Annotated in this window: 11 protein-coding genes; 5 read left to right on the top strand and 6 right to left on the bottom strand. The window is 68.7% G+C overall.

Features of this window, described 5'->3' with window-relative positions:
* The 3 genes from K9U41_RS20140 to K9U41_RS20130 all read left to right on the top strand — a co-directional run.
* Positions 1 to 187: DUF2934 domain-containing protein (locus K9U41_RS20140; protein ID WP_282642639.1), on the top strand; the 187-nt coding region annotated here is incomplete at its 5' end.
* A gap of 85 nt (positions 188 to 272) precedes the next feature.
* Positions 273 to 461 (top strand): DUF3008 family protein, encoded by a 189-nt coding sequence (locus tag K9U41_RS20135; protein WP_282642638.1) that lies wholly within the window; start codon positions 273 to 275, stop codon positions 459 to 461.
* 17 nt (positions 462 to 478) lie between these two features.
* Positions 479 to 1,297 (top strand): Ku protein, encoded by an 819-nt coding sequence (locus tag K9U41_RS20130; RefSeq protein WP_282642637.1) that lies wholly within the window; start codon positions 479 to 481, stop codon positions 1,295 to 1,297.
* A 51-nt stretch (positions 1,298 to 1,348) separates the two neighbouring features.
* Here the strand turns inward: K9U41_RS20130 and accC are convergent, their stop codons facing one another.
* The 5 genes from accC to K9U41_RS20105 all read right to left on the bottom strand — a co-directional run bounded on the left by accC (position 1,349) and on the right by K9U41_RS20105 (position 6,288).
* Positions 1,349 to 2,707: an acetyl-CoA carboxylase biotin carboxylase subunit gene (gene accC, locus K9U41_RS20125; RefSeq protein WP_282642636.1), complete on the bottom strand. Its 1,359-nt coding sequence runs from the start codon at positions 2,705 to 2,707 to the stop codon at positions 1,349 to 1,351.
* A gap of 130 nt (positions 2,708 to 2,837) precedes the next feature.
* Positions 2,838 to 3,311 (bottom strand): acetyl-CoA carboxylase biotin carboxyl carrier protein, encoded by a 474-nt coding sequence (accB, locus tag K9U41_RS20120; protein ID WP_282642635.1) that lies wholly within the window; start codon positions 3,309 to 3,311, stop codon positions 2,838 to 2,840.
* A 101-nt stretch (positions 3,312 to 3,412) separates the two neighbouring features.
* Positions 3,413 to 3,853 carry a type II 3-dehydroquinate dehydratase gene (gene aroQ / locus K9U41_RS20115; protein WP_282642634.1) on the bottom strand — a complete coding sequence of 147 codons (441 nt, stop codon included), beginning with the start codon at positions 3,851 to 3,853 and terminating at the stop codon, positions 3,413 to 3,415.
* 171 nt (positions 3,854 to 4,024) lie between these two features.
* Positions 4,025 to 4,825, bottom strand: a complete 801-nt coding sequence (locus K9U41_RS20110) for a DsbA family protein (RefSeq protein WP_282642633.1) — start codon at positions 4,823 to 4,825, stop codon at positions 4,025 to 4,027.
* A 26-nt stretch (positions 4,826 to 4,851) separates the two neighbouring features.
* Entirely contained in the window at positions 4,852 to 6,288 is a 1,437-nt protein-coding gene (locus K9U41_RS20105; RefSeq protein WP_282642632.1) for a M48 family metalloprotease, read from the bottom strand.
* Positions 6,289 to 6,635: 347 nt separating this feature from the next.
* Between K9U41_RS20105 and K9U41_RS20100 the strand changes: the two genes are divergently transcribed.
* Positions 6,636 to 7,817, top strand: coding sequence for a pyridoxal phosphate-dependent aminotransferase (locus tag K9U41_RS20100; RefSeq protein WP_282642631.1), 1,182 nt, complete (start codon positions 6,636 to 6,638; stop codon positions 7,815 to 7,817).
* A gap of 46 nt (positions 7,818 to 7,863) precedes the next feature.
* The gene (gene aat, locus K9U41_RS20095) at positions 7,864 to 8,535 is read left to right on the top strand and encodes a leucyl/phenylalanyl-tRNA--protein transferase (RefSeq protein WP_282642630.1); all 672 of its coding nucleotides are present in this window, start codon (positions 7,864 to 7,866) and stop codon (positions 8,533 to 8,535) included.
* On the opposite strand, the gene K9U41_RS20090 is transcribed toward aat, so the two are convergent.
* Positions 8,472 to 8,975, bottom strand: a 504-nt coding sequence (locus K9U41_RS20090; RefSeq protein WP_282642629.1) for a DUF2155 domain-containing protein, incomplete at its 5' end; no start/stop codon positions are given. The genes aat and K9U41_RS20090 overlap by 64 nt on opposite strands.

Genomic DNA, 8,975 nt, shown 5'->3' with positions numbered 1-8,975 from the left:
GCCCTCTCCCCTTGCCCCCGACTCCACCACACAGGGCCTGACCGCCACCGAGCGCGAGCAGATCAGCCGCCGCGCCCGCGCCCTCTGGCAGGAGGAAGGCTTTCCGCAGGGCCGCGACCGCGAGCTGTGGGCTCAGGCAGAGCTTCAGGTGCTGAAGGGCCGCACCGCTCTTCGTGATGGCCAGTGAATGATCGGCGCTCAGGCTTGAAGGTCTTGAGCCACCCCTTCCGGCATCGGTCACAGACCGATGCAACTGGCGCGAGGAGACACGGATGCCGGCGAAATCCAAGGCCCAGCAGATGGCGGCGGGCGCAGCCCTTGCGGCCAAGCGCGGCGAACGCAAGACGAGTGAGCTGAAGGGCGCCTCGCGGGAAATGGTGAAGACCATGACCGAGGGGGAGCTGTCGGAGCTTGCCTCCACCAGGCGCAAGGGCAAGCCAGCCCACGTCTCCCGCAGCTGAGGCGCCAGGTCACAGCCATGGCGCAGCGCGCGTTCTGGAAGGGCTGGCTGAAGCTCTCCCTCGTCACCTGCCGCGTGGCCATGACCCCGGCCACGACGGAGCGGGAGAAAGTGCGCTTCCATACCCTCAACCGGGAGACCGGCAACCGCGTGGTGGCGCACTATGTGGACGAGGCCACCGGCAAGCCGGTGGATGAGGCCGACGAAGCCCGCGGCTACCAGACCGGCGACGACACCTATCTCCTCATCGAAGACGAGGACCTCGACCAGATCGCCCTGGAGAGCGCCCGCACCATCGACATCGAGCGCTTCGTGCCGCGCGACGGCATCGGCTGGGCCTATCTCGACAAGCCCCACTATCTCGTCCCGGACGACGCGGTGGGGGCCGAAGCCTTCGGCGTCATCCGCTCCGCCATGGCGCAGAGCGGCACCGCCGCGCTCGCCCGCCTGGTGCTCTACCGGCGCGAGCGCGCGGTGATGATCGAGCCGCGCGGACGCGGCCTTGTCCTCTGGACCCTGCGCTACGGTGACGAGGTCCGCGCGTTCGACGGCGCGCCGCAGGCCGATGGCCGGCCGGACAAGGCGGCGCTTGCGCTGGTGAAGACGTTGATTGCCGAGCGCACCCGGGACTGGTCGCCCGACATGGTGGAAGACCCGGTCCAGCAGGGCCTGCTCGACCTCATCGCCGCCAAGGTCCGCACCAAGACCCGCAAGCGCCCCGCCCGCAAGCCGGAGGCGCCGCCGGCCGGGGCCCCGCCGGGCAATGTCATCGATATCATGGACGCCCTGAAGCGCAGCCTTGCGACCGGAAAGGCCGGCGCGGGACGCAAAAAATAAGGCGCCCGGAGGCGCCTTATTTGACCTGGTGTCGTTCCCGGATGCGCGGCCTCAGCCGGCCTTCTTGCCTTCGCCCTCGGCAAGGAAGTGCTCCAGCCAGTGGATGTCGTACTTGCCCTCGGCGATGTCGCGGGTGCGCACCAGGGTGCGGAACAGCGGCAGCGTGGTGTCGATGCCGTCCACCACGAACTCGTCCAGCGCCCGGCGCAGCCGGCGCAGGCACTCGTCCCGGGTCTTGCCGTGCACGATCAGCTTGCCCACCAGGCTGTCATAGGTGGGCGGGATCACGTAGCCCTGATAGGCGTTGGAATCCACGCGGATGCCGAGACCGCCGGGCACGTGATAGTGGGTGATCCTGCCCGGCGAGGGCCGGAAGGTGGTGGGATGCTCCGCATTCACCCGGCATTCGATGGCGTGGCCCTCGATCACCACGTCCTTCTGGGTGAGGGTCAGGGGCTCGCCGGCGGCCACCCGGATCTGCTCGTTGATCAGGTCGATGCCGGTGACCATCTCGGTCACCGGGTGCTCCACCTGGATCCGGGTGTTCATCTCGATGAAATAGAACTCCCCGTTCTCGTACAGGAACTCGATGGTCCCCACGCCGAGATAGGCGAGGTCACGCATGGCCTTGGCACAGGTCTCGCCGATCTGCGCGCGCTGGGCGGCAGTGATCACCGGGGACGGCGCCTCCTCCCACACCTTCTGGTGGCGGCGCTGGAGCGAGCAGTCGCGCTCGCCCAGATGGATGGCATGGCCCTTGCCGTCGCCCAGCACCTGCACCTCGATGTGGCGCGGGGTGGAGAGGTACTTCTCCAGATAGACCGCGTCGTCGCCGAAGGCGGCCTTGGCCTCGTTGCGGGCGGTGGAGAGGGCCTCGGAAAGGTCCTCCCTGGTCATCGCCACCTTCATGCCGCGCCCGCCGCCGCCGGCGGCGGCCTTCACCAGCACCGGGAAGCCGATCTCCAGCGCGACGCGGTGGGCCTCCTCGTCCGAATGGATGCCGCCATCGGAGCCCGGCACCACCGGAATGCCGAGGGACTGCGCGGTCTTCTTGGCCTCGATCTTGTCGCCCATGATGCGGATATGCTCCGCCTTGGGGCCGATGAAATAGATGTTGTGATCGGCGAGGATCTCGGCGAACCGGGCGTTCTCGGCCAGAAAGCCGTAGCCGGGATGCACCGCATCCGCCCCCGTGATCTCGCAGGCCGCGAGCAGGGAGGGAATGTTGAGGTAGCTTTCGCGGGCCGGCGGCGGGCCGATGCACACGCTCTCGTCGGCGAGGCGCACATGCATGGCGTCGGCATCGGCGGTGGAGTGGACCGCGACCGTCGCAATGCCCAGCTCCTTGCAGGCGCGCAGAATGCGCAGCGCGATCTCGCCCCGGTTGGCGATGAGGATTTTTCTGAACATCAGCGGTGCCTGCCTCTGGAGCCGCTTCGCACTTCGCCGAACCACGCGAAGGCTCCACGTTTCTGCGTTACCGCGTTTTCGTCACGCGAACCGGTTCCCACTTCGCTTGAAAACGCTTTGGAGAGCCAGCTCATTCGATGATGAGCAGCGGCTCGCCGTATTCCACCGGCTGGGCATTGCCCACCAGGATGCGCGTCACCGTGCCCGAGCGCGGGGCCGGGATGGCGTTCATGGTCTTCATGGCCTCGACGATCAGCACCGTCTGGCCTTCCTTCACGCTCGCGCCCACCTCGATGAAGGCGGCCGCGCCGGGCTCGGGGGACAGATAGGCGGTGCCCACCATGGGCGAAGGGACCACGCCCGGGTGCTTGGACAGGTCGGCCGGTGCCGCCTCGGCGGCGGGGGCTGCAGGTCCGGCGGCGAGCGGAGCCGCCAGGGGCGCCCCGTAGGGAGCCTGGGCGTAGGTGACGGGCGCGGGCGCGCGCACCACGCGGATGCGCAGGCCCTCGTGCTCCACCTCGATCTCGGTCAGGTCGCTGCCCGAGAGGAGATCGGCGATCTCCTTGACGATGGCGGTGTCGATGGGGGGGTGATTGGGCTTCATCTTGTTCCTGCTCTTGCCGGCCGGATCTGCAGGCCGGATCGGGCCGCACGAGTACGCGAGTGATTTGGGCGCATGTTACGGGGGCGCATGTGAATGATGCGTCACGGGGCAGGCGGCAGGCTGGCGAGGGCGCGAAGCCCCAGCACATAACTCTGCGGCCCGAAACCGCAGATCACGCCGCGCACCACCGGCGACAGAAAGGAGTGGTGGCGGAACGCTTCCCGCGCGAACACGTTCGACAGGTGCACCTCGATGGTGGGCACCCCCACGGCCGCCACGGCGTCACGCAACGCCACGGACGTGTGGGTATAGGCCGCCGCGTTCAGCACGATGCCGCGTGCGCCGCGCGCCTCCTGGATGAAATCCACCAGCGCGCCTTCCGAATTGGTCTGGCGGAAGTGGATTTCAAAGCCGAGCGCTGCGCCTTCGGCACGGCAAAGCGCCTCCACGTCGGCAAGCGTCGCCGCGCCGTAGATGCCGGGCTCGCGGGTGCCGAGGAGGTTCAGGTTCGGCCCGTTCAGGACGTGGACGGTATCGGACATCCGTGACTGATCTGCCGCCGGCTCCATTTGGCCGGGTCGCTGCCTTATAGGGGTGCGCGGCCCGCAAGGAAAGAGCAGGCCGCGCGGTGGAGGCACGCGGCTGTGAATGCGCGCCCTCTCATTCCCAAGGGGAATGCCGGAGCCGACGGCCCCGGCGCTCGGGTCCTGAGCCTATTTCGCGGCCGGAGGCTGCTTGCGCGCCTCGGCGATGGCGGCCTTCAGCTTGTCGAAGCCCACCGCGCCGATCACCACCTGGTCGCCGATGACGTAGGATGGCGTGCCGTTCAGCGCCAGCGCCTCGGCCATCTTCATGCTCTCGTCGAGGGTGGCGTTCAGCTCGGGCGAGGTGGCCTGCTTCTGGATCAGGGCGGGGTCGATGCCCACCTCCTTCGCCACCGCCAGCGCCTTGGCCCGATCGGCCTGGCCGCGTGCGTTCAGCAGGGCCTGATGGAAAGCCATGTACTTCTCGGGCGCCACCATGCGCACCGCCACCGCCACCTGGGCGGCCTCGACGGAGCCCTGGCCCAGCACCGGGAATTCCTTCAGCACCACGCGCAGGTTGGGGTCCTGCTTGATGAGGTCCTGAAGATCGGAGAGCGCCTTTTTGCAGTAGCCGCAATTGTAGTCGAAGAACTCCACCAGGGTGACGTCACCCTTGGGATTGCCCGCCACAATGCCGCGCGGGCTGTTCACGAGCAGCTGGCGCACCTCGCCCACGGCCTTGCTGCGCTGGCTGGCGTCCTGGACCATCTGGCGGGATTCGAGGACCGAGATGGCCTCCTGCAGCACCTCCGGATTCTGGATCAGATACTCGCGGATGATGCCGCCAAGCTCCTTCTTTTCGTCATTGCTGAACGCAGCCGCCGGGCGCGCGACCAGGACGACAGCCGAGACGGCGGCCAGCGCCAGCGTGAAGAGCCGGGGGGCAAGGCGCCGAAGGCTGGTGGTGGGCGAGCCCATATGGGGGGGCATTCGGATCTCCATGGGGTGAAAGGGTGTCACCGCTGGTTGGCGGCGCTTTTGGGCGGTTTGAAGTTCACCAGGTCGTCGGCCTGCAACCAGCCCGGCGTGCCTTGCGGAAAGCGTTGGCGGGCGCGGGCGGCAAGCTCACGCCCAAGCTTGAACTCGCCCTCGGCGAAACTGCTCTGGGCCGCGGCAAGGTCGGCGTTGGCGAGGTCGCCGGAGCGGCCATAGGCCAGGGAGAGGGACCGCCAGGCCGTGGCGGAATTGGGATCGCGCTGGGTGGCCTGCACCAGCTCGCGAATCGCCTCCTGGGTGTAGGAGGGATTGCCCGCCTGCACCAGAGCCTGCCCGAGCATGGAGCGGATGAGCGGGGCGCCGCCTGTCATGGCCACCGCCTTGCGCAGCGGGGGAACCGATTCGGCAGCCCGACCCGCCTCCAGCAGGGCCTGGCCCTTCAGCTCGTAGAAATAGGGGTTGGCCGGATCGCGGGCGATGAGCGCGTCGATCTGGGCAACGGCGCCATTCACATTGCCGAAGCGGTAGGCCGAGATCGCCCGCGCATAGTGCGCGGCCATGGAGGTGTCGGAGGCCGGATAGCGCCGCGCCACCGTCTCCGGCCGCTCCATGAAGCCGATGAGCTTGGCCCGCATCATGTCGTGACGGGCCTGGAGCGCGGGCGGGTCCTTGGTCTCGTAATAGGGGCTGGCCTTGGCAAGCTGCTCCAGCGCGGCGATGCGCTCGCGCGCCATGGGATGGCTCAGGGAATAGGGATCCACCCGCTGGCTGATGAAGAGCTGGTCGTTCTGGAAGCGCTGGAAGGTCTCCAGCATGCCCTTGGCCGACTGGTGGGTGGCATCCAGATACTTCACCGCAGACCGGTCGGCTGCCGCCTCCTCGCCCCGCTGGTAATTCAGGAGAGAGCGGCGGATCAGTTCCTGCGGCGCCGACATGGCCGCGCCGCCCACATTGCCGAGGTCGCGCCCGTTCATGCCGCCCGCGGCACCCGCCGCCATGCCGCCCGCCGCCATCAGCATGGCGACGATGGCCATGGTCTGGGCGCCCGCCAACTGCTCGCGCATGCGTGCAAGATGGCCGCCGGCGATATGGCCGGTCTCATGGGCCAGCACGCCGATGATCTGGTTGGGCGTGATCGAATCCACCAGCGCGCCGGTGTTGACGAAGATGCGCTTGCCGTCGGCCACGAAGGCGTTGAACGAGCGTTCCGAGATCAGCACCACCTCCACATTCTGCTGGCCGAGGCCCGCCGACTTGAGGATGGGGCGGGTATAGTCCTTCAGCAGCGCCTCGATCTCGGTGTCGCGGATGGTGCTGGGCCCCTTGCGGGTCTGTTCCTGCGCCACCGCCACGACCGGCAGCGCCATGGCGGCCGCAAGGCACAGGCCGCGGGCAAGGGCCCGGCCGGATGCGCAGGCGAACGACAGAAGAGACGGCGATGAAGAAGGCATGGGCATTATCGCTCGGCTTCGATCCGTTTCCTTGATCACTCTGGTCCGCGCCGATCCATGATGGTGGCGGCGCATCATCCCGGGTCCGGGCGGCGCCGACCTCGGCCGGCCAGATTCACGCCCCCACCCATCGCCCCAACTCACACCAACCCATCATACCCTTGGCGCCAGCGGCGGCGCAGGCTACGAGACGGCCGGACCCTGGTGCCCGCCGGACCCATGGTCAAGGCACCGGTCTTCACGTTGAGGCGAACCCGTCTCAGGGACAGTCAGAATAAGGCGGCAGCACGGCAGCGCGGGCGTTCCGCTCCGTCGAGGCCCGCCCGTGCACGAAACAAGCTGGAAATCGCAGCATGGCCACAGCGCCCCTTCCCCGCCCCATTGCCCTCTCGCGCCGCAGCGCGGTGGAGCCGTTCATCGTCATGGACGTGATGGAGCATGCCGCCCGCATCGAGGCCGGGGGCGGGCATGTGATCCACCTGGAAGTGGGCCAGCCGGCCGCCCCCGCCCCCGCCGTAGCGCGGCGCGCGGCGGCAGCGGCGCTGGAGGCCGGACAGGTGGGCTATACCGCCGCCCTCGGCATTCCGGCCCTGCGCGCCCGCATCGCCCGCCACTATGGCGAGGCCCATGGCGTGGCGGTGGACCCCGAGCGCATTGTGGTGACCCACGGCTCGTCCGGCGGCTTCGTGCTCGCCTTCCTGGCCCTGTTCGAGCCCGGCGACCGGGTGGCCATCGCCGCGCCGGGCTATCCGCCCTATCGGCATGTGCTCCATGCGCTCGGCTGCGAGCCGGTGCTGATCGAGACCCGCGCGGAAGACCGCCACGCCCTCACCCCCGAGCGGCTGCTGGAGGCCCATCGCAAGGCGCCGCTCAAGGGCGTGCTGGTGGCAAGCCCCGCCAACCCCACCGGCACCATGATGGACCGCGCCGCCCTGACCGCGCTTTACGCCTGCGCCCGCGACCTCAACCTCGCCTTCATCTCCGACGAGATCTACCACGGGCTCGACTACGCCTTCCCGGCGGTGAGCGCGGTGGAAATCGGCGACGACGTCACCGTCATCAATTCCTTCTCCAAATATTTCTGCATGACCGGCTGGCGCGTGGGCTGGATGGTGGTGCCCCCCGGCGTGTCGCGCACCATGGAGCGGCTGCAGCAGAACCTCTCCATCTCCGTGCCGACCCTGTCCCAGATCGCCGCCGACGCCGCCTTCGAGGGCCGCGCCGAGATGGACCTCGTCAAGGCGACCTATGTGGAGAACCGCCGCATCCTCACGCAAGGACTGCCCCAGGCGGGGCTGAAGCGCTTCCTGCCGGCGGACGGCGCCTTCTATCTCTACGCGGACGTGTCCGACTTCACCGACGACAGCGCCGCCTTCGCCCGCCGCATGCTGGACGCGGTGCATGTGGCGACGACGCCGGGGGTGGATTTCGACCCGTTCCACGGCCACCAGTTCCTGCGCATCTCCTACGCGGGCGCAGCCCCCGACATGGCGGAAGCGGTGGCGCGGATCGGCGACTTCCTGAAGCGGGGGTGAGGCGGCTGCCACACGGCCGCGCCAATTCCTGCTATCATTGCGTCCCATGAGCCGGCTGAGCGACCAGATCGTCGAGATCACCCCCGATGTGCTGCTGAAGGCCTATGCCTGCGGCATCTTTCCCATGGCGGAGAGCGCCGAGGACCCCGGCCTCTACTGGATCGAGCCGGAGCAGCGCGGCATCATCCCGCTGGACGGCTTCCACATCTCCTCCCGCCTCGCCCGCACCGTGCGCTCCGACAAGTTCGAGGTGCGCATCGACCACGATTTCGACGCCGTCATCGACGGCTGCTCGGAGCCGCAGGAGGGCCGCGAGAAGACCTGGATCAACGAGCGCATCCGCAAGCTCTACGGCGAATTGTTCCTGCGCGGGCGCTGCCACACGGTGGAGGCCTGGCGCGACGGCAAGCTGGTGGGCGGGCTCTACGGGGTGCGGCTCGGGGGGGCCTTCTTCGGTGAGAGCATGTTCCACCGCGAGACCGACGCCTCCAAGGTGGCCCTGGTGCATCTGGTGGGACGGCTGATCGCCGGCGGCTTCCGGCTGCTGGACACCCAGTTCGTCACCAGCCACCTGAAGACCTTCGGCGCCATCGAGGTGTCGCGGCGGCACTACCACCGCCTGCTCGATCACGCCCTTCAGGGCGAGGCGGACTTCTACTGCTGGCCCCGCGCGGTGACCGGGGCGGAGGCTTTGCAGCCGATCAGCCACACGTCGTAGATGGGGTGTTCCACCGCGTGGAGGCCGGGGCTGGCGGCGAACATCCACCCGGTGAAGATGCGCTTGGCCTGCCCTGCCAGCGTCACCTCGTTCACCTCGGTGAAGGAGGTGGTGTTCTGCGTCTCGGTGGCCGGCCGGGTGTAGCACACCCGCGGCGTCACCTGGAGCGCGCCGAACTGCGCCGTCTCGCCGATGGCCACATCGAACGAGGTGATGCGGCCGGTGATCTTGTCGAGGCCGGCATAGACCGCATAGGCGTTGGCGATCTTCTGCGTCGGCGGCTGCACCACCACCACGTCGCCGCCCGCATCCGAGTTGGGAGCGGGCGTTGGCGTCGCGCCGGGAGCCGGCTGGGTACCGGGGGGCAAGGCCGTAGCGGGCAAGGTTGGCGCGGGGCCGCGCTGGACCGCGCCGGGCGTCACCGGCCGGGGGGCCGGGGC

Origin of the sequence: Xanthobacter autotrophicus (genome assembly GCF_029991245.1) — a bacterium.
Taxonomy (GTDB): domain Bacteria; phylum Pseudomonadota; class Alphaproteobacteria; order Rhizobiales; family Xanthobacteraceae; genus Xanthobacter; species Xanthobacter autotrophicus_C.
The sequence above is the reverse complement of the archived record's forward strand: the minus strand, read 5'-3'. Positions and strand labels throughout refer to the sequence as shown.

What these genes read in the sequence shown, in the direction of transcription:
- accC (WP_282642636.1), bottom strand. Translation starts at nt 2,707, where the DNA reads ATGTTCAGAAAAATCCTCATCGCCAACCGGGGCGAGATCGCGCTGCGC.
- K9U41_RS20135 (WP_282642638.1), top strand. Translation starts at nt 273, where the DNA reads ATGCCGGCGAAATCCAAGGCCCAGCAGATGGCGGCGGGCGCAGCCCTT.
- K9U41_RS20130 (WP_282642637.1), top strand. Translation starts at nt 479, where the DNA reads ATGGCGCAGCGCGCGTTCTGGAAGGGCTGGCTGAAGCTCTCCCTCGTC.
- accB (WP_282642635.1), bottom strand. Translation starts at nt 3,311, where the DNA reads ATGAAGCCCAATCACCCCCCCATCGACACCGCCATCGTCAAGGAGATC.
- K9U41_RS20105 (WP_282642632.1), bottom strand. Translation starts at nt 6,288, where the DNA reads ATGCCCATGCCTTCTTCATCGCCGTCTCTTCTGTCGTTCGCCTGCGCA.
- aroQ (WP_282642634.1), bottom strand. Translation starts at nt 3,853, where the DNA reads ATGTCCGATACCGTCCACGTCCTGAACGGGCCGAACCTGAACCTCCTC.
- aat (WP_282642630.1), top strand. Translation starts at nt 7,864, where the DNA reads ATGAGCCGGCTGAGCGACCAGATCGTCGAGATCACCCCCGATGTGCTG.
- K9U41_RS20100 (WP_282642631.1), top strand. Translation starts at nt 6,636, where the DNA reads ATGGCCACAGCGCCCCTTCCCCGCCCCATTGCCCTCTCGCGCCGCAGC.
- K9U41_RS20110 (WP_282642633.1), bottom strand. Translation starts at nt 4,825, where the DNA reads ATGCCCCCCCATATGGGCTCGCCCACCACCAGCCTTCGGCGCCTTGCC.